Source organism: Amycolatopsis sp. NPDC003865 (assembly GCF_053605345.1).
The window spans coordinates 236,072-255,326 of record NZ_JBSGJA010000015.1; the positions used below are offsets into that span (position 1 = coordinate 236,072).

A 19,255-nucleotide genomic window follows, 5' to 3' on the forward strand; every position below is an offset into this window, starting at 1 on the left:
ACAGAGACTGTTTGCAAAGAATCTCTGCAATCGCTACCTTGGATCGCGAGAACGGGGGTTCGTGATGAAAAGACTCTTCTGGGCGGCGGGGTTGTGCCTGCTGCCGTGGATCGCGGTACTGGGGATGACGCTGCCGGACGTCGCGCAGGCGCAGCACTGGCGGCTGGCCTGGACGGGCTTCGACACGGCGGAGGCGCTCGGCCTGCTGGCGACGGCGTGGCTGCTGGGGCGGGGCGACCCGCGGACGCCGTTCGCGGCGATCGGCACGGCGACGCTGTTGCTGGCCGACGCGTGGTTCGACGTCGTGACGGCGGGCGACGACGTCGTGGCCTCGCTGCTCATGGCGGGTTTGGAGGTACCGCTGGCGCTGGCGTGCCTGTCGGTGGCGATCCCGCGGCCGGCGGTGCCGGCGCATGTCTGAGCTGGACGCGCGGCTGCGCGACGAGATCGACGACCAGGTCGCCGAGGCCCTGGACGCCTACCTGGCGGAACGCCGGCCGCGACCCCGGCCCACGTGGCCGCTGTGGCTCGCGATCGTCCTCACCAACGTGGCCTGGCTGGTGGTCACGACCACGTGAACCGGACGGTCTGGCCGGGGCGCAGCTGGGCCGCGACGTCGAGGTCGGCCTCCTCGACGACCGCGATCACCGGGTAGCCGCCCGTCGTCGGGGAGTCCGCGTGGAACAGGATCGGCCGGCCCGACGGCGGCACCTGCACCGAGCCCGGCACGCACGCCTCCGACGGGAGTTCGTCGTGCCGCGAGCGGGCGAGGGGTGGCCCGGTCAGGCGGATGCCGACCCGGTCCGAGTCCGGGGACACCGTGTACACAGTGGACAGCAGGTCGCCGGGGGAAGCGAACCAGTCCCGGCGTGGTCCCGGTGTCACGCGCAGGACCGGCGACGACGGCAAAGCCGCGCGCGGCGCCAGGTCTACCACCGGGAACGCGAGAGGGGTGCCCACCGGCAGCAGCATCCCGGCGGTGAGCGGCGGCGGGCCGAGCTTGCCCAGCGTGTCCGTCGACCGCGAACCGAGCACCGGCGCGACGTCGATGCCGCCGCGCACCGCGACGTAGCAGCGCAGGCCCTCCGACGCCATGCCCAGCACCAGTTCCTCGCCCGGCCACAGCGTGACCGGCCCGTTCATGCCACCCGGCGAGACCGCGCAAACAGCCCCGGTCACCGCCACCGTCGTGACGGCCGACGCCCGCAGGACCAGACCGCCCAGCGTCACCTCCAGCGCCGCTGCTCCCGGAGGATTGCCGACGAGCCGGTTGGCCAGCTCGAACGACGCGCGGTCGGCGGCGCCGGAGCGGGCGACGCCGAGCGCCGCGTGGCCCGGCCGGCCGAGGTCCTGCACCGTCGTCGAAAACCCCGGCCGCACCACTTCGAGCTTCACGAGCGCACCGCCTCGAACCGCACGCGCGTGCCCGGCGGCAGCAGGTTCGGCGGGTCGCGCTCGACGTCCCACACCGGCACGTCCGTCCGGCCGAGCAACCGCCAGCCGCCGGGGGACGCGCTCGGGTAGACCGCGCTGTACTCGCCGGCGATCGCCACCGACCCCGCCGGGATCCGCGTCCGGGGCGTCGTCCGGCGCGAGACATGCAGCGCGGGGTCCAAACCGGACAGGTACGCGAACCCGGGCGCGAACCCGCAGAACGCCGAGACGTAGGAACCCGCGCTGTGCCGGGCGATCACCGAAGCCACGGAGCTGCCCGCCGAAGCCGCGACATCGGCCAGGTCCTCGCCGTCGTACACCACCGGAACGACCACTTCGGCCGAAGCGGAGACCGCACTGTCCACAGGGGATACTTCGCGCAGCACCGCGCCGAGCCGGTCCGCGTCCGTCACCGCGGGGTCGAAGCGGACCAGCAGCGTCCGGGCCGCCGGGACGAGCTCCTCGACCCCGGCCGGTGCCAGCTCCGCCAGCGCGGCTTCGAAGCCCAGGACGTCGTCGAGTTCCACCAGCAGTGCGCGCCGCCCGCACGGCAGCAGCCGGACCGTCATCCGGTGAACGCCCCCAGTTCGATGCCCGCCCCGGACAGCGCCGCCTCGATCCGCCGGGCCAGCTCCACCGCGCCCGGCGTGTCCCCGTGCACGCACAGGGAGTCCGGGCGCACGTCGAGCTTGGTGCCGTCCGCGGCGACGACCCCGCCCGTCGCCATGCCGACCGCGCGCTCGGCGACGACGTCGGCGTCGTGCAGCACCGCGCCCGGCTGCTTGCGCGAGACGAGCTTGCCGTCGGCGGTGTACGCCCGGTCGGCGAACGCCTCCGCGTACGCCACCACACCCGCTTTTTCCGCCTGTCGCTGCATTTCCGAGTTCGGCAGGCAGAGCAGCGCGAGCGCGGGGTCGTACCGGCGCAGGCCGTCGACGATCGCCGCCGCCTGCTCGACGTCGGCCGCCGCGGTGTTGTACAGCGCGCCGTGCGGCTTCACGTACGTCACGCGGCTGCCCGCCGCGCGGGCGAACGCGTCCAGCGCGCCGATCTGGTAGAGCACCTCGTTCGCCAGTTCGTCCGGTGCGATGTCGAGCGCGCGCCTGCCGAACCCGGCCAGGTCGTGGTATCCGACGTGCGCCCCGATCGCGACGCCGCGCTCGGCCGCCAGGTCGCAGACCCGCCGCATCACCGACGGGTCGCCGGCGTGGAAGCCGCACGCGATGTTCGCACTGGTCACGATGTCGAGCATGGCTTCGTCGTCGCCCATCTTCCAGGCGCCGAAGCCCTCGCCGAGATCGCTGTTCAGATCCATGTCAGCCCACCCGGTATTCGCTGTCGAGCCGGTCCGTGATGAACATGTACCCCGGCGCGTGCGTGATCGCAAAGGGTGGCCGCGACGCCATCAGCGCCGCCTGCGGCGTGACCCCGCAGGCCCAGAACACCGGGACGTCCCCCGGCTCCGCGTCCACCGGATCGCCGAAGTCCGGCCGGGACAGGTCTTCGATGCCCAGCGCCCCCGGGTCGCCGATGTGCACGGGCGCACCGTGCACGGCCGGCATCGCGCGGGTGACCCGGACGGCGTCGTCGACGCGGTCCTCCGGGATCTGCCGCATCGACACGACCATCGGGCCGAACAGCCGCCCGGCGGGATCGCACTGCCGGTTCGTCACGTACATCGCCACGTTGCGGCCCTGGTCGACGTGCCGCAGCGGGACGCCCTCGGCGGCGAGCGCCGTCTCGAAGGTGAAGCTGCAGCCGATCGAGAAGGCGACCATGTCGCTGCGCCACAGGCCGGTCGCGTCGGACACCTCGCCGGCCAGCACCCCGTTCTGCCAGATCCGGTAGCGCGGCAGGTCGGTGCGCAGGTCGGCGCCCTCGGCGAGCCGGGTGGCCGGGTCGCCGGGGTCGGTGACGTCGAGCAGCGGGCACGGCTGCGGGTTGCGGGTGCAGAACAGCAGGACGTCGTAGGCCCAGTCCTCGGGCACGGCGATCAGGTTGGTCTGGGTGAAGCCGTTGGCCCAGCCCGTGGTGGGGCGGGCGGTGCCGCGGCGGAACGCCTCGCGCGCCTGCGCGGGAGTGAACGTCGCGGGTTCGTCAAAGGTCGTCATGAGAAGCCCCCTCAGTCGACGAGCTCGATACCCCTGGTTTCCGGAAGCCCCAGCAGGGCCAGCACGGCGATGCCGTAGCCCAGCGCGCCGAACACGATCGCGCCGCCCGCGCCGAGGAAGCCCACGACGGTCGGGAAGATCGCGCCGACCGCGCGGCCGAAGTTGTACGTGAAGCCCTGTCCGGTGCCGCGCAGCGCCGTCGGGTACAGCTCCGCCAGGAACGCGCCGAAGCCGCTGAAGATCGCGGACATCGAGAAACCGAGCGGGAAGCCGAGGACGAGCACGAGCCCGTTGGCGCCCTTGGGGATCTGCGTGTAGGCGACGATCAGCGCGGCCGAGAGCAGCGCGAAGGTCAGGAAGGTCTTCTTGCGTCCCAGCAGGTCGGTCAGGTAGCCGCCGCAGACGTACCCGACGAACGCGCCGGTGATGAGGAACGCGAGGTAGCCGCCGGTGCCGATCACGGTCAGCTCGCGCGTCTTCTTCAGGTAGGACGGCAGCCACGTCGAAATCGTGTAGTAGCCGCCCTGGACGCCGGTGGCGAGCAGCGCGGCGAAGAACGTGGTGCGCAGCAGGTCGGTCTTGAAAATCTGGGCCAGCGTGCCCTTCGGGCGTTCGGTCTTCAGCCGTTCCTCGGCGCGCGGCGCGTCCTTGACGCTCTTGCGCACCCACAGCACGAGCAGCGCGGGGATGACGCCGGTCCAGAACATGATCCGCCAGGCGATGTCGTCGCTCGCGACGCTGAACACGACGGTGTAGACGATCACCGACAGGCCCCAGCCGACCGCCCACGCGCTCTGCACGAACGCCACCGTCCGGCCGCGGTACTTGGCCTGCGAGTACTCCGCGACCAGCGCGGCGCCCGCCGCCCACTCACCGCCGAAGCCCAGGCCCTGCAGCGCGCGGAAGACCAGCAGCGTCTCGAAGTTGGGCGCGAACCCGCAGAGCACGGTGAAGATCGTGTACATCGCGATGGTGATCTGCAGCGTGCGGACGCGGCCGATCCGGTCGGCCAGCATGCCGGCGCCGACGCCGCCGACGGCCGACACGACCAGCGTCGTCGTGCCGAGCAGGCCGGCCTCGCCGCTGGAAATCCCGAAGTACGCGGTGATCGCGGCCAGGCCGAGCGGCAGGGTCTGGTAGTCGAACGAGTCCAGCCCATAGCCGCCGAACGCGCCCACGAACGCGCGGCGCCCGCGTTTGCCGAGCGTGCGGAACCAGTCGAACGGCCGAGCCTCGGTAGCAGTTGTCGCAGTCATGGGGCACCTCCTGGCCAGTCTCTCATCGTGGCGTGGTTCACACAGTAAGGATTGTTGAACAATTCCACAAGACGGCAATTACATCGTCCTCAGTGTGACGGGTACCATCGTCGTCGTGGTCATCGAAGACAGCGGGCTCCCGGGCCTCGAGGCCGACCGGGGCCTGGTCAGCCGCAAGAGCACGGCCGAGCGGGTCGCCGGCGTCCTGCGCAAGCGCATCGCGGAGGGCTTCTTCCTCCCCGGCGGCCGGCTGTCGGAGCAGGACATCGGCAACGCGCTCGGCGTCTCGCGCAACACCCTGCGCGAGGCGTTCCGGCTGCTCACGCACGAGCGGCTGCTGGCGCACGAGCTCAACCGCGGCGTCTTCGTCCGCATCCCGAGCGTCGACGACGTCGTCGACATCTACCGCGTCCGCAAGATCATCGAGTGCGCGGCGGTCCGGGGCGTGACGGCGAAGCCCGCGTCGTTCGCGCGGATCAAGGAAAAGGTCGACATCGGTGACGAGGCCGCCCGCACCGGCAACTGGAAGGACCTCGGCACCGCGAACGTGTGGTTCCACCAGGAGCTGGCCGCGCTGTCCGGCAGCGAGCGCGTCAACGAGCTGGTCGGCAGGCTGACCGCCGAGCTGCGGCTGGTCTTCCACATCATGGCCGAGCCGCGGCGCTTCCACGAGCGCTACCTGCCGCGCAACCACGAGATCCTCGACCGCCTCGAGGCCGGCGACGGGCCGGGCGCCGAGCAGCTGCTGATGAAGTACCTCGAGGACGCCGAGGAGCAGCTGGTCGGCGCGTACGCCGACCGCGCCGAGGCGGCCCGGGCGGCGGTCGCGGCGGAGTAGCCACCCCCGGCGGCGCACCGCCGTCGAAATCGGCGAACGCCTCGAGGTCCGCACGAGCGGGCGCGCGGAGGCCACTGTCGGTTCGGGCACGGCGCCCCGGCTGCGGCTGCCCGTTCGGGCACCTCGGCACTTTGACGGTCCCCAATTCCCCCAAGGCTCGCTAGCCTGCGAAAGCGGTTTCGCCGCCGGAGACCCCCAGCGGCAGGCGGAACCCACCCGCTGCCGGGCCGGGGCCTCCCCAGTGCCACGGCCCGGCAGCCCTTCCGGACGCGACGCAGGCCCGGCCGGAACCCGGCCGGGCCTGCTGGTGTCCGCCGTCAGCCGGCGTAGCGGGCGAAGATCCTCGTGAAGTCCCACGCCTGCTGGGAAACGCCCGAACACGTGTCGTCGTTCGGGTAGCCGCCCGGGCACGGGCGGTCGCGGTTGGCCGACCAGAACGTCAACCGGGCCAGGTGGTGGGAGTTCGCGTAGGCCAGGATGGTGGTGAAGTCGTTCAGCGTGACCGTCTCGTTGTTGTCCGTGATGCCGTTCATCGACGAGATGCCCATGTGCCGGTAGGCCGTGTCGTCGTCATAACCGTAAGCCGACTTGACGACGTTCTTGAGGCCTTCGGCCGCGCGCTGGGTCAGCGTGCCCATGTTCTGGCCGGCGCCGCCGAAGTCGAACGGCATGATGACCCAGCCGTCGACCGTGAGCCCGCTCTGCGCCGCCCGGTTCACCAGGCTGTTGTCCGGACCGGACTGTCCGGTGCCGAACGTGACGTACAGCTTGATGCCCGGGTTGTTCGCCCGCACCGTCTTCAGCGCGTCGACCGTGCGCTGCTGCACGGTCGGGTTGCTGTAGGCGTCCGCCTCGATGTCGATGTCGATCGCCTTGAGGCCGTAGGCGCTGATCACCTTCTGGTAGGCCGCCGCCAGTTCGCCCGCGCTGCCGCACGACGACTCCAGCTTGTTGCCGGAGTAGCCGCCGAACGACGGGATGACGTCGCCGCCGCCCGCGCGGACCGCGTTGATCGTGTTCTGGTCGACGCCGCCGGTGAGTGCCCGGCCGCCGTCCCACTGCGGGTTGCAGTAGCCGTTGGACAGGACGAAGGCCAGCGTGAACCACTTGACGCCGGTGGCGTTCTGGATCGTCTGCGGGCTCGGCGGGTTGCCCCAGCCGTTGTAGAGGTACGGCGCCACGGCCATCACGCCCGGCCCGGACGGCGGCGGGGTGGTGCCGCCGGACGGGAGCGTCCACTGCTGGTTGGCCGTGCTCGCGCACGTCCAGATCTGCAGCCGCGTCCCGTTCGCGCTGGAGTTGCCGGTCGCGTCGAGGCACTTGCCCGAACCGGTGTTCACCAGGTTCTTCGCCGAGTTGGCAGTCCACTTCTGGGCGTTGGAGCCGTTGCAGTCCCAGAGCTGGATCGTCGTGCCGTTCGCGGTGCCCGCGCTCGTGACGTCCAGGCACTTGCCCAGCGCCTGCAGGGAACCGTCGGACCCGACCGTCCACTGCTGGGCGTTCGTGCCGTTGCAGTCGTAGAGCTGGATCGCCGTGCCGTTGGCGGTGCTCGCCGCGTTGACGTCGACGCACTTGCCGCCGATACCGGTGATCGGGCCGGTCGCCGCCTGCGCGACGCCCGGCGCGAACACCAGGGCCGACGCGGCGATCAGGGCGCCGAATACTGCTGTCTTCTTCATGCGGGCACGTTCCACTTCTGGTTGGCGGCGCCGGTGCAGGTCCAGATCTGCAGCCGCGTGCCGTTGGCGCTGGAGTTGCCGGTGGCGTCGACGCACTTGTTCGACCCGGACCCCACGATGTCCTTGGCCGCGGTGGCCGCCCACCGCTGGTTCGCGGTCCCGCCGCAGTCCCACAGTTGCAGCTGTGCACCGTCCGCCGTGGACTGTCCGGTCACGTCGAGGCACTTGCCGAGCGCGCGGATCGTGCCGTCGGTGCCGACCGTCCACTGCTGGGCGCTCGAGCCGTTGCAGTCGTAGAGCTGGACCGCGGTGCCGTTGGCGCTGCCGGCACCGGCGACGTCGATGCACTTCCCGCCGAGGCCGGTGATCGGGCCGGTCTTGCCGGTGCTGCCGCCGTTGCCCTGCGTGCCGTTCCAGGTGAAGGTCGCCGAGGTGTGGCCGGGCAGGGTGTAGGTGAACGACGAGTTGCCCCAATTCACGCGCACGCTCTGGTTGCCCGTGCTGGAGTTGTACGCGATCAGCGCCTTCGAGCCGTCCGGGTTCTTCCACGCCACGTTGCGGACGGTCGAGTTGTCGTTCGAGTCGATCCGGTACGCGCCGGGCTTCACGAACTTCGTCAGGTGGCCCATCGTGTAGTACTCGACCGTGTAGTCGACCTGCCCGCTGCGCGAGTCTCCGTTGTGGACGGTGATCAGGCCGGTGCAGGTGCCGCAGCCGCCGTTGTGCGGGCCCATGTTCTGGTCGACGCCGAGGCTCCACTTGACGAAGCTCTTCGACCAGTTGCGCGTGTAGTCGACGATGTTGTTCATGTCCTCGGCCTGCTGGTTCGAGATCCAGGTGCCCCCGGAGTGCTCGGTCGAGTAGGCGTTGACGTTCGGGTACTGGTTGTGCGTGGTCGTCTGCTGCGCGATGTCGCCGCCGTACCCGTGCCAGGCGACGCCGCCGAAGTTCGGGTGGTTGCGGATGGCCGAGTCGTCGAGAGTGGGTGCGCCGTAGGAGGCGTAGGTGTCCCAGTTCCAGTCGAGCGCGAGGACCTTTGTGGACAGCCCGGCGCCCTGCAGTGCCGGGAGCAGGTTGTTCTTCGCGAAGTACGCGAGCCCGGCGCCGTTCCAGTTGGTCGACGGGTAGCTCGAGCAGCACGTCGGCTCGTTCTGCATCGAGACGTAGTCGATCGGCACGCCCGCGTCCCGGTAGGCCTGGAGGTACTTGACGAAGTACTGCGCGTAGGCCGGGTAGTACTGCGATTCGACCCAGCCGAGCAGGTAGCTGTCGTTGTCCTTCATCCACGGCGGTGCGCTCCACGGCGACGCCATGATCTTGGCCTGCGGGTTGAGCTGCTTGGCCTGTTTGGTCAGCGGCAGCACGTCGGCCTGGTCGTGGGCGATCGAGAAGTGCGTCAGGTTCGGGTCGGTCTGGCCGGCCGGCATGTCGTCGAAGGTGTAGCTGTAGCGGGCCAGGTCGGACGCGCCGAGCGGGTTGCGGATGAAGCTCAGCCCGATGCCGTTGTTCGGGTCGAACAGCTTGCGCATCGTGTCGTCGCGGGTGGCCTGGGACAGCGCCCCGCTCGAGTTCATCAGCCAGGCCGCGGTGTCCGTGAAGGACGCTCCGCCGCCTTCGAACTGCTGGTAGGTGGTGCCTTCGTTGACGTTGATGGTCACGCCGCCGCTGCCGGTGCCCGAGGCGAACGTGATCGGGGTCTGCTGCTGGAGACCGCGGGTGACCTGGCGGCCGCCGGAGTCGCTGGTGGTGGTGAGCCAGACGTTGACCGTCTCGCCCGCGGCCTGCGCGGGCGCGGCGAAGGTGGCCGCGGCGAGCGCGGTCACGCCGAGCAGGGTGAGCAGTTTCTTCATGGGAGCGTCCACTTCTGGTTCGCGCCGGACCCGCAGGTCCAGATCTGGAGGCGGGTACCGTTCGCGCTCGAGTTGCCGGTGGCGTCGAGGCACTTGCCCGAGCCGGCGTTCACGAGGTTCTGCGATCCGTTGGCCGACCACTTCTGGGCGGTGGAGCCGTTGCAGTCCCACAGCTGGATCGGCGTGCCGTTGGCCGTGCCGGCACTGGTGACGTCGAGGCACTTGCCGAGCGCCTTCACGGTTCCGTCGCTGCCGACCGTCCACTGTTGAGCGCTGGTGCCGTTGCAGTCGTAGAGCTGGACGGCGGTGCCGTTGGCGTTGTTCGCGCCGGCGACGTCGACGCACTTGCCACCGATCCCGGTGATCTGCCCGGCGTGCTGCGTGGGCGGAGTGGTGGTGCCGCCGGCGAACTGCGTCGCGACCTGCTCGCCGAGGCTCGTGGCGTTGGCGTGGTTCTCGATCGGGTCGACGTGCGTGTTGGGGAACACGATGTAGGTCACCGGACCCTCGGTGCCGCCGTTGGACGGGTCCGGGTTGATGCCGAGGTTGACCGCGGTCGCGTAGGACGCCTCACCGATGATGCTCGTCGGGCCGGTGTCGCCGACCACGGCGTAGGTGACCTGGTTGTTGTAGATCACCGCCACGACCGAGCCGCCGTCGATGCCGTAGTTGCGGTAGTCCCACGTGGACGTCGGCTGTGGCAGGACGATGTAGGGCAGCTGGGCCGCGTTCAGCGGCTGGTCGGTCGACGTGTGGAAGGCGGTGTCGGGGTAGAAGCAGCAGTCGGTCTGCTCGTTGCACTGGGTCGTGCGGACACCGTCGCAGTCGATGTCCATGTCGGCGGTGAAGAACACCGCGCCGCCCGACTGGCAGACGGGCACGGTCGCCGCGCCGCCTTCGTCGAAGGAGTACTTGCCGTTCGAGATCTGCTGGCAGCTCTGCGTCTTCGCGAGCAGCTGGCTCGCGGACGGACCTGCCTCGACAGCGGCTTGGGCGGAGCCGGTGGTGAGGAAAGAAAGCGCTAACAGGGCACACCCCATTAGCGCGACGAGAATGCGTCGCACTGGGATTCTCCTCGTGGGGAAAGGAAAGAGTGCCGGGTAGGCGGGCCGGGCGGGGCCCGCCTACCCGAGGGGGTGGATCAGGGAGCGGTCCACTTCTGGTTGGCGCCGCCGGTGCAGGTCCAGATCTGCAGCCGGGTGCCGTTGGCGGAGCTGTTGCCGGTGGCGTCGAGGCACTTGTTCGCGTTGGGGTTAACGATGTCCTTGGCGCCGGTGACGACCCATTGCTGGGCGCCGGTTCCGTTGCAGTCGTAGAGCTGCACGGGTGTCCCGTCGGCGGTGCCCGCCGCGTTGACGTCCATGCACTTGCCCAGCGCCCGGATGGTGCCGTCGGTGCCGATGGTCCAGTTCTGCGCCGCGTTGCCGTTGCAGTCGGTGATCTGGATCGGCGTGCCGTTGGCGGTGTTCGCGCCGGCGACGTCGACGCACTTCCCGCCGATGCCGGTGATGGTGCCGGTCCGGCCGCTGCCGCCGCCCGAGGTGTTGGTGACGTGCACGTAGTCGACGACCAGCTGCTGAGGGAACTGCGTGCTGCTGTTGGGGTCGCCGGGCCAGTACCCGCCGACGGCGAGGTTGAGGATGATGAAGAAGTTGTGGTCGTAGACCCAGCGGTTGCCGTTCAGGTCGGACGGCGTGCGGGTCTGGTAGAGGTTGCCGTCGACGTACCACTTGATCTGGTTGGGCGCCCAGTCGACGGCGTAGGTGTGGAAGTCGTCGGAGAAGTTCGGGCCGTTGTAGGCCGCGCCGATGCCACCGGAACCGGAGTAGCCGGGGCCGTGGATCGTGCCGTGCACGGTGTTCGGCTCGAACCCGACGTTCTCCATGATGTCGATCTCGCCGTCGGTCGGCCAGTTGCCGCCGCCGAGCATCCAGAACGCGGGCCACATGCCCTGTCCGCGCGGGAGCTTCATGCGCGTCTCGAAGTGGCCGTAGGCCTGGCTGAACTTGCCGGCGGTGTTCATCCGCGCGGAGGTGTACTCGCAGCGGCCGTACCAGCAGTTGTAGTTGCCGGGGTTTTCCTTCTTGGCCGTGATGACGAGGTGGCCCTGGCCGTCGAGCTGGGCGTTGTTGGTGCCGGACGTGTAGTACTGCCGTTCGTGGTTGTTGACGTTGTCGCCGGTTTCGAGCTGCCACTTCGACCCGTCGACGGCGGACCCGGCGGGGCCGTTGAAGTCGTCGGTGAAGGTGGCGGCGGCTTCGGCGGCGACGGGGGTCAGGACCTGCTGGCCGAGGAGCAGCAGGGAGGCCGCGGCGAACAGTGCCGCTGTTCTTCTTCTGGCTTTGCGGAACGAGGTGGACATCGTTGTCGCCTCTCTCACCGTTGGGGGGAACGGCGTTCCGCGCGCAGCACGGAACGCGGGGAGGGGGAGGTGGCCTCGCATGCCGGGGCGGCGGCAGGCGCGACCGATCAGCCGGTGCTCGCGGTCCTGGGCGGGGTCGGACTTGGCGGGCGTCGGCGGGCGCTTTGTTGTGCCTGGCAACAAAGTATGCATGGTCCAGACAAGCCGGGCAACCGTCGGGCGGTCATTTTTTTTCAACCCGAATTAAGGGTGGGTTGGTGGCGGGTGAGCAGGTCGGCGGGTTCCCGGTGACCGGTGCACGCGGTTGTCCACAGCCCGGGTGAGTTGTGGGCAAGTGAGGGGAGGCGGGGGGCTTTGCCGGGGTTTTGTCGGGGGGCGGCGATACGCTGGAGCGGGGACGGTCCCCCTGGGAGGGCGGGCTCTGCTTTGGCGGCTCCTGTCCCTTCCGGCACCCCGAAGCTGTCATTGTGACTACGGCCGGCAACACCGCGTCAAGGCGGGAAAGCGTGCCTTGACCCGGCGCTGCCGGCCGTGTTCTGGCTTCGGATCGGGGTGCGGGGAGGTCTGGGTCCTCGTCCGCTCCTGTTCTCGGGTCCCCTCACCTTCGCGGCCGTGTTACGCGGCTTGCGGCTTGCGGCTTGCGTCTTGCGCGGCTCTCTCAGGCCGCGTCGGAGTCCGGGGCTCCTGGCTTCGCCAGCTTTGAAGTCGCTCCCTGCTCCAGCAGGTCCGCCACCGGCAGGGTCGCCGCTCCCGTCGCCACCGCGTCCAGTCCCAATGAGCCCAGCTGGATCGATGTCTGGCTGAACGGGTGCCTCAGCGCGTGCTCGCTCGCCGCCTCGCGGATTCTCGGCAGCAGCTGCTCGCCCAGGGCCAGACCTGCCCATCCGCCGATCACTATGCGCTCCGGGTTGAACAAGTTGATCAAGTTCGCGATCCCCGCGCCCAGGTACCCCGCTGTCTCCTCCAGGACCCGGGCCGCCGTCTTCGAGCGGGGGGCCGCCTCCAGCAGGGCCGCGAACTGGGCCTGCTCGTCCTCGCCCGGGACGTCCTTCCCTCGCACCTTGCGGTACCTCGCCAGCACCCCGCCCGCTCCGATGTACGCCTCCAGGCAGCCCAGTGCTCCGCAGCGGCACTGCTGCCCTCCGTACGCGATCGTTGTGTGGCCCCACTCGCCCGCGCTGCTCGTTGACCCTCGGTACGTCGTTCCGTCCGTCACCACCGCCGCTCCGACGCCCGACCCGATCAGCGCTATCACCGCGTGGCGGGCTCCGCGGCCCGCGCCGAACCACATCTCCGCCTGGCCCTGGGTCTTCGCCCCGTTGTCCACGAACAGCGGGAGTGAAACCCCCGCCTCCTCGAGCAGCGACACCAGCGGCACCGCGTCCCAGCCCACCGTCGGCGCGTGGACCAGCACCCGCGCCCCCTGCTCGACCGTGCCCGGTACGCCGATGCCCACGCCCAGCACCGCCGATTCGTCGATGCCCGCGCTCGCGAACACCTCGCGCAGCCCGGACGTCACCTGCTCCACCGCCGTCGCCGGGTCCGGCGCCTTCGGGAGGGGGTGGTCGACCGTCGCCAGGCGCGTCATCGCCAGGTCGAACAGCTCCACCTTGACGCCCGTCTCGCCGATGTCGACGCCCGCCACGTGCCCGTACGCCGGGTCGACGCGCAGCAGCACCCGGGGCCGGCCGCCGTCCGACTCGACCTGGCCCGCCTCCGTGATGAGCCGCTCCTCGCCCAGCTCGGCCGTCACGTTGCTGACCGTTGCCGCACTCAATCCGGTGAGCTGGCTCAGTTCGTGTCGCGACAGCGGGCCGTCGAAGTACAGTTTCGACAGCAGCAGGGAACGGTTGTGCCGCCGCAGATCACGGACGGTGGTGCGCTTGCTCGCCATGGGCAACCCATCTGAAACTCTTACCGGCTTCGACCAGAATGCCTGATCACCGTAAGTTGTGGCTATGTATTAAGTGGTGAACTAAGTCCCGAACCCATAGTGACATGGGCAGCGTCTGGCAGAATCCCCCAGGTGACCCAGGTGGTACGCCAGACAACTCGAGACCTCCGGCGGCACAACCGCGCGGCACTGCTGTCCTCCCTCTACCTCCGCGGCCCCGTCAGCAGGCTGGAACTAGTAGCTGAATCGGGACTGTCGGCCGCCACCGTTACGAATGTCGTCTCCGAGCTCATCGCCGACGGCGTAGTGGCGGAAGCCGGCTCGGTCGAATCCGACGGCGGGCGGCCGCGGACGCTGCTGGCCGTGCGCCCGGACTTCGGGCACGTCGTCGGCGTCGACGTCGGCGAGACGCACGTCGAAGTCGGCCTGTTCGACTGCGCGCTCGGGACGCTCGGCACGGTCCGGCACCCGCTCGTCGGCACCCGCCTGGATCCGGACGAAGTGGCCGGCCTGGTGCGAACCGGCATCGCGGAAGTGCTCGAAGGGGGCGAACCGGACGCGGTCTTCGGAGTCGGCATCGGGGTGCCCGGCGCGGTGCGCGACGGCGGGATCGTGCACGCGCCCACCCTCGGCTGGCGCGGTGTCGCCTTCGCCGACCTCATCCACCCGCACATCGAAGCGCCGCTGCACCTCGACAACCGCGCTCGCACCCTGGGGCAGGTCGAGGCCTGGCGCGGGGCCGGCCGGGGCGCCGAACGCGCCATCGTCGCCCTGCTCGGCGTGGGCGTCGGGGCCGCCGTCGCGACCGCCGGGCGGTCGCACCCCGGCATCACCACCAGCGAGTGGGGCCACACCGTCGTCAAGGCTGGCGGGGCGGCCTGCCGGTGCGGCTCCCACGGCTGCCTGGAGGCCTACGTCGGCACCGAGGCGATCGTGCGGCACTACGCCGACCGCGTCGGCAAACAACCGGTCATCGGGGATGAAAGCGACAACGAGCTGGTGCGGATCGTGGCGGAAGCCCGCGACGACGGCCCCGCCGCCGACGTCCTCGCCGAGACCGGCGAGTACCTCGGGATCGGCATCGCGAACCTGATCAACCTGCTCAGCCCGGACCGGGTGGTGCTGTCCGGCTCGGCGGGGGCGATCATGGGGCAGGCGATCCTGCCCGCCGTGCGCGACGCGGTGGGCAGGCACGCGCTCGACTACCTGGCCGGGCGCACCGAGGTCGTCCTCGGCAGCCTCGGGCCGGACGCGGTCGCGCTCGGCGCGGCCACCCTGCCCATCGCGCAGCTGCTCGCGAACGGGGGCCGAACCGGCTGATTTCCTTGCGTCGCAAGGAGTAATCACCGATACAGGTCCAGACCGCCGGTTCTTTTAGTACTTAAACTTAGGTACAAAACGTTACCGCCGTGTTATTGACGTGACCCGAGTCACCCGGGTTGACTTCGGAGCGTCGTTCGGTCGCCGGCGGTCGGGGCTCGCTACCAGTCGACAAAAAGCACGTCGTCGATGACTAGGAGGACCGATGCGAGTCAAGCGCTCCATCGTCGCAGCGCTGGTGGCCGCGCTGGCCCTGAGTGGCCTGACCGCGTGTTCGGGCGGCAGCTCGAACGCCGCGCAGAGCAACCCGGACCAGGTGCTCAACGTGGGCAAGCCCGACGGCCCGCAGTCCGAGAACAACAACCCGTTCCTCGAGACGTCCGCCCTGTCGAACATGGGGTACCGGTGGATGATCTACGAGCCCCTCGTCATGCACAACCGCGTCAAGCCGCAGGAGCCGGGCAAGCCGTGGCTGGCGACCAAGTGGGACTGGTCGGACAACTACAAGAAGCTGGTGCTGACCGTCCGTGACGGCGTCAAGTTCTCCGACGGCCAGCCGATGACCGGCGACGACGTCGCCTACACGTTCCAGCTGCTGCGCGACAACAAGGCGCTGAACGTCGACGCGGTGCCCTACAAGGACATCGCCGCGGCCGGCAACCAGGTGACGCTGGGCTTCGAGACGTCCCAGTTCGTCAACCAGCTCAAGATCCTGCAGACCCTCGTCGTGCCGAAGCACGTCTGGCAGTCGGTCAAGGACCCGGCGCTCGACACCGTGAAGAACCCGATCGGCACCGGGCCGTACACGCTCAAGTCGTTCACGCCGCAGACGATGATCGTCACCCGGCGCGACAGCGGCTACTGGCAGGAAGCGCCGAAGGTCAAGGAGATCCGCTACACCTCCTACACCGACAACAACGCGCAGGTCGCGGCGCTGGTCAGCGGGGCGTCGGAGTGGAGCTTCGTCTTCATCCCGAACTACAAGGCCGTCTACACCAACAAGGACCCGCAGCACTACAAGCTGTGGTTCCCGGCGCAGCTCGCCGTGCACGGCCTGTGGTTCAACACCGAGAAGGCCCCGTGGAACGACGCGAAGCTGCGTCAGGCGGTCAGCAAGGTGATCAACCGCGACGACATCTTCAACCAGGGCGAGGCCGGCTACTTCTACCCGAAGAACGACCAGGTCACCGGCATCCCGACCCCGGCGGGCGACTCGTTCATCGCGCCGGAGTACAAGGGCAAGACGGTCCAGGTCGACGTTCCGGGCGCCAAGTCGCTGCTCACCGGCGCGGGCTACAAGTTCACCGGCGACAAGCTGGCCGACCCGAGCGGCAAGCCGGTCACCATCAAGCTCACCGTCCCGTCGGGCTGGTCGGACTACATCACCGACCTGGAGATCATCAAGGACAACCTGGCGCAGATCGGCATCACCGCCACGGTCGAGAAGATGAACCAGGACGCGTGGATCAAGTCGGTCGACACCGGTGACTTCGAAGGCCTGATGCACTGGACCAACGACGGTGCGACGCCGTACGACATGTACCGCGACGTCATGGACGGCAACCGCTACAAGCCGACCGGCCAGGGTGGCATCAACGGCAACTACGGCCGCTTCAAGAACGACGAGGCGACCAAGGCGCTCGAGACCTACGCCAACGCCGAGGACGACGCCGCCCGCACCGCCGCCATGGCGACGCTGCAGAAGATCATGATCGAGCAGCAGCCGATGGTCCCGACCTCGGCGGCCAACTCCGGTGGCGAGTACAGCACGAAGAACTGGACGGGCTGGCCGGACGACGCCAACCCGTACGGCCCGGCGCAGCCCACCCTGCGCAACGCGCTCGACATCGTCCTGCACCTGAAGCCCGCGGCCTGACCGATGGCGGAGTCCGTGGCAACGACCGAGCAGTCCCCCTCCGACCCCGTCGCCGTCGGGTCGGAGGGGGACCTCCCCGTGGTTCTCGAAGCCGCGGGCCTCACCAAGCACTTTCCCGTGCGGCGACGCGGGCGCGCGGCCCTCACCGGCCCGCGCCGCGCGGTCCAGGCCGTCGACGACGTCACGTTGACGCTGCGGCGGGGCCGGGTCACCGCGCTGGTCGGCGAGTCCGGCTCGGGCAAGTCGACCGTCGCCCGCCTGCTCGCGGGGCTCTACCCGCGCACCGGCGGCGACATCCGGCTGCACGGCGAGACCGTGAACGTCAAGCACGGCCGGACGTTCCGCGCGTACGCCCGGCAGGTCCAGATGATCTTCCAGGACCCGTTCGCGTCGCTCAACCCGGTGCACACCGTGCGCTACCACCTGACGCGGGCGCTGAAGATCCACGGCCGCGCGGGCGACGACCTCGAGAAGTCGTTGCACGAACTGCTTTCCCGCGTCCAGCTGACCCCGCCCGAGCGGTACATCGACAAGTTCCCGCACGAGCTGTCCGGCGGGCAGCGCCAGCGCGTCGCGATCGCGCGGGCGCTCGGTGCCGACCCGGAGGCGCTGCTGGCCGACGAGCCGGTGTCCATGTTGGACGTCTCGATCCGGCTCGGCGTGCTGAACCTGTTGCGGGACCTCAAGGAACGCCTCCACCTGGCGATCCTGTACATCACGCACGACATCGCGTCGGCGCGCTACTTCGCCGACGAGACGATGGTGATGTACGCCGGCCGGATGGTCGAGGGCGGCGACAGCGAGACCATCACGCAGCGCCCAGCGCACCCGTACACGCGGCTGCTCATCGACTCGGCGCCGGATCCGGACCGGCTGGTGGGCGGGAGCGCCGAGCTCGACCCGGGCGAGGTGCCCGCCGAGCGCGGCGCCGGCGAGCCGCCGAGCCTGATCGACCCGCCGTCCGGCTGCCGGTTCCACCCGCGCTGCCCGGTCGCGATGGAACGCTGCAGGACCGACCTGCCGCCGCGGTTCGAGGTGGACGACGCACCCGGCCACTGGGCCGCGTGCTGGCTGTACGACGGGGCCGCCCGATGAGGTACCTGCTGCAACGGCTGGCCTTCTACGTCTTCACGGCCTGGGCCGCCGTCACCATCAACTTCTTCATCCCGCGGATGATCCCGGGCGACCCGGTGCAGTCGCTGATCGCCAAGAACCAGGGCATGATCAGCCAGGACGCGGTGCAGTCGCTCTACGTCCTGTTCGGACTCGACAAGAACGAAAGCCTGATCTCCCAGTACTTCCACTACTGGGGCCAGCTCTTCCGGGGCGACCTCGGGGTGTCGTTCACGTTCTTCCCCTCCCCGGTGTCCGAGCTGCTCGGCGACAGCCTGCCGTGGACGATCATCCTGGTCGGCATCACCACGATCGTCGGCTTCGCGCTCGGTACCGGGCTCGGCGTGGTCGCCGGCTGGAAGCGCGGCTCGTGGGTCGACGGCCTGCTGCCGGTGACGACGTTCCTCTCGTCGATCCCGTACTTCTGGCTCGGCCTGATCGCGCTGACGCTGCTGGCCGGCCCGGGCAGCTTCTTCCCGTCGTCCGGCGGCTACGACCCCGGCACGGTCCCGGGCTGGGACGGCACGTTCATCGGCAGCGCGATCCAGCACAGCCTGCTGCCCGCGCTGACCATCCTGATCAGCTCGATGGGCAGCTGGATCCTGGGCATGCGCAACATGATGGTCACCGTCGCCTCGGAGGACTACGTCACGGTCGCGCACGCCAAGGGCCTGCCCGAACGCCGGGTGATGGTCGGGTACGCGGCGCGCAACGCGCTGCTGCCCAGCGTGTCCGGCTTCGCGCTGGCGCTGGGGTTCATCGTCGGCGGCACGCTGCTGGTGGAGATCGTCTTCTCCTACCCGGGGGTGGGCTACCAGCTGTTCCAGGCCGTCGGCTCGCAGGACTACCCGCTGATGCAGGGCATCTTCCTGATCATCACGCTGTCGGTGCTGGTGGCCAACCTGTTCGCCGACGTCGCCTACCTCGCGCTCGACCCGCGCACCCGGAAGGAGGGCTGACATGGCCGTACCCGCGGCGGACGTCAAAGCCGCCCAAGCCCTTCCCGTCGACGCCGTCGTGCGCCGGAAGCGGTTCCGCTTCCTCACCGGCGGCAAGACGGCCACCGGGCTCGCCGTCATCGTCTTCTTCGTGGTGATCGCGATCATCGGCGAGTGGATCGCGCCGTTCGACCCGTCGGCGCGCAGCAACGACCTGATGGAAGCGCCGTCGAGCCGGCACTGGTTCGGCACGACCCACCTCGGCCAGGACATCTTCAGCCAGGTCGTGGTCGGCACGCGCAGCGTCATGCTGGTCGGGCTGACCGCCGGGATCGTCGCGACGATCCTCGCGGTGCTCGTCGGCGTGACGTCCGGCTACCTCGGCGGGACGCCCGGTGAAGGGCTGTCCGCGCTGTCCAACGTGTTCCTGGTGATCCCGGCGCTGCCGCTGATCATCATCATCGGCAGCGCGGTGCCCACCGGCGGCGACTACCTGGTGGCCGTCATCATCGGCTTCACGTCGTGGGCGTGGGGCGCGCGAGTCCTTCGAGCGCAGACGCTTTCGTTGCGCGGCCGCGAATACG

18 protein-coding genes are annotated in these 19,255 nt (G+C 69.7%); 8 read left to right on the forward strand and 10 right to left on the reverse strand.

All coding sequences use genetic code 11. The features are described 5' to 3' along the window. Positions 1-64: 64 nt before the first annotated feature. Together ACWEVP_RS32270 and ACWEVP_RS32275 are read left to right on the forward strand one after the other, a co-directional pair. Positions 65-421: a hypothetical protein gene (locus tag ACWEVP_RS32270; RefSeq protein WP_452066318.1), complete on the forward strand. Its 357-nt coding sequence runs from the start codon at positions 65-67 to the stop codon at positions 419-421. Next, complete coding sequence (locus ACWEVP_RS32275; protein ID WP_452066319.1) at positions 414-578, forward strand: hypothetical protein; 165 nt, start codon at positions 414-416, stop codon at positions 576-578. Before ACWEVP_RS32270 ends, ACWEVP_RS32275 begins: the two co-directional genes overlap by 8 nt. Here ACWEVP_RS32275 and ACWEVP_RS32280 read toward each other — a convergent pair. The 5 genes from ACWEVP_RS32280 to ACWEVP_RS32300 are packed head-to-tail and all read right to left on the reverse strand — an operon-like array spanning position 565 to position 4,801. After that, the gene (locus tag ACWEVP_RS32280) at positions 565-1,395 is read right to left on the reverse strand and encodes a 5-oxoprolinase subunit C family protein (protein ID WP_452066320.1); all 831 of its coding nucleotides are present in this window, start codon (positions 1,393-1,395) and stop codon (positions 565-567) included. The genes ACWEVP_RS32275 and ACWEVP_RS32280 overlap by 14 nt on opposite strands. Then, positions 1,392-2,003, reverse strand: a complete 612-nt coding sequence (locus ACWEVP_RS32285) for a 5-oxoprolinase subunit B family protein (protein WP_452066321.1) — start codon at positions 2,001-2,003, stop codon at positions 1,392-1,394. Before ACWEVP_RS32285 ends, ACWEVP_RS32280 begins: the two co-directional genes overlap by 4 nt. Further along, positions 2,000-2,749, reverse strand: coding sequence for a LamB/YcsF family protein (locus ACWEVP_RS32290; RefSeq protein WP_452066322.1), 750 nt, complete (start codon positions 2,747-2,749; stop codon positions 2,000-2,002). The genes ACWEVP_RS32285 and ACWEVP_RS32290 overlap by 4 nt, the downstream gene beginning before the upstream one ends. A 1-nt stretch (position 2,750) precedes the next feature. Then, a complete protein-coding gene (locus ACWEVP_RS32295; protein ID WP_452066323.1) occupies positions 2,751-3,545 on the reverse strand; it encodes a putative hydro-lyase in 795 nt (264 codons plus the stop codon). Positions 3,546-3,556: 11 nt separating this feature from the next. Then, positions 3,557-4,801, reverse strand: a complete 1,245-nt coding sequence (locus tag ACWEVP_RS32300) for an MFS transporter (protein ID WP_452066324.1) — start codon at positions 4,799-4,801, stop codon at positions 3,557-3,559. A 115-nt stretch (positions 4,802-4,916) separates the two neighbouring features. Between ACWEVP_RS32300 and ACWEVP_RS32305 the strand changes: the two genes are divergently transcribed. After that, positions 4,917-5,639 (forward strand): GntR family transcriptional regulator, encoded by a 723-nt coding sequence (locus ACWEVP_RS32305; RefSeq protein ID WP_452066348.1) that lies wholly within the window; start codon positions 4,917-4,919, stop codon positions 5,637-5,639. A 317-nt stretch (positions 5,640-5,956) separates the two neighbouring features. Here ACWEVP_RS32305 and ACWEVP_RS32310 read toward each other — a convergent pair whose 3' ends face one another. The 5 genes from ACWEVP_RS32310 to ACWEVP_RS32330 all read right to left on the reverse strand — a co-directional run bounded on the left by ACWEVP_RS32310 (position 5,957) and on the right by ACWEVP_RS32330 (position 13,424). Next, complete coding sequence (locus ACWEVP_RS32310; protein WP_452066325.1) at positions 5,957-7,318, reverse strand: ricin-type beta-trefoil lectin domain protein; 1,362 nt, start codon at positions 7,316-7,318, stop codon at positions 5,957-5,959. Continuing rightward, the gene (locus ACWEVP_RS32315) at positions 7,315-9,168 is read right to left on the reverse strand and encodes a ricin-type beta-trefoil lectin domain protein (protein ID WP_452066326.1); all 1,854 of its coding nucleotides are present in this window, start codon (positions 9,166-9,168) and stop codon (positions 7,315-7,317) included. Before ACWEVP_RS32315 ends, ACWEVP_RS32310 begins: the two co-directional genes overlap by 4 nt. Further along, positions 9,165-10,232, reverse strand: a complete 1,068-nt coding sequence (locus tag ACWEVP_RS32320) for a ricin-type beta-trefoil lectin domain protein (protein WP_452066327.1) — start codon at positions 10,230-10,232, stop codon at positions 9,165-9,167. The genes ACWEVP_RS32315 and ACWEVP_RS32320 overlap by 4 nt, the downstream gene beginning before the upstream one ends. Positions 10,233-10,309: 77 nt before the next feature. After that, a complete protein-coding gene (locus ACWEVP_RS32325; protein ID WP_452066328.1) occupies positions 10,310-11,530 on the reverse strand; it encodes a family 16 glycosylhydrolase in 1,221 nt (406 codons plus the stop codon). 658 nt (positions 11,531-12,188) lie between these two features. Next, a complete protein-coding gene (locus tag ACWEVP_RS32330; protein WP_452066329.1) occupies positions 12,189-13,424 on the reverse strand; it encodes an ROK family transcriptional regulator in 1,236 nt (411 codons plus the stop codon). A gap of 132 nt (positions 13,425-13,556) precedes the next feature. Here ACWEVP_RS32330 and ACWEVP_RS32335 point away from each other — a divergent pair, with 132 nt between their 5' ends. The 5 genes from ACWEVP_RS32335 to ACWEVP_RS32355 form a co-directional block, all read left to right on the forward strand. Beyond that, complete coding sequence (locus ACWEVP_RS32335; RefSeq protein ID WP_452066330.1) at positions 13,557-14,744, forward strand: ROK family transcriptional regulator; 1,188 nt, start codon at positions 13,557-13,559, stop codon at positions 14,742-14,744. 205 nt (positions 14,745-14,949) lie between these two features. Continuing rightward, positions 14,950-16,620, forward strand: coding sequence for an ABC transporter substrate-binding protein (locus ACWEVP_RS32340; protein ID WP_452066331.1), 1,671 nt, complete (start codon positions 14,950-14,952; stop codon positions 16,618-16,620). Between the two features lie 78 nt (positions 16,621-16,698). Next, positions 16,699-17,715 (forward strand): ABC transporter ATP-binding protein, encoded by a 1,017-nt coding sequence (locus ACWEVP_RS32345; RefSeq protein ID WP_452066332.1) that lies wholly within the window; start codon positions 16,699-16,701, stop codon positions 17,713-17,715. Continuing rightward, complete coding sequence (locus ACWEVP_RS32350) at positions 17,712-18,692, forward strand: ABC transporter permease (protein WP_452066333.1); 981 nt, start codon at positions 17,712-17,714, stop codon at positions 18,690-18,692. The genes ACWEVP_RS32345 and ACWEVP_RS32350 overlap by 4 nt, the downstream gene beginning before the upstream one ends. Position 18,693: 1 nt before the next feature. Further along, positions 18,694-19,255, forward strand: a 562-nt coding sequence (locus ACWEVP_RS32355) for an ABC transporter permease (RefSeq protein WP_452066334.1), incomplete at its 3' end; no start/stop codon positions are given.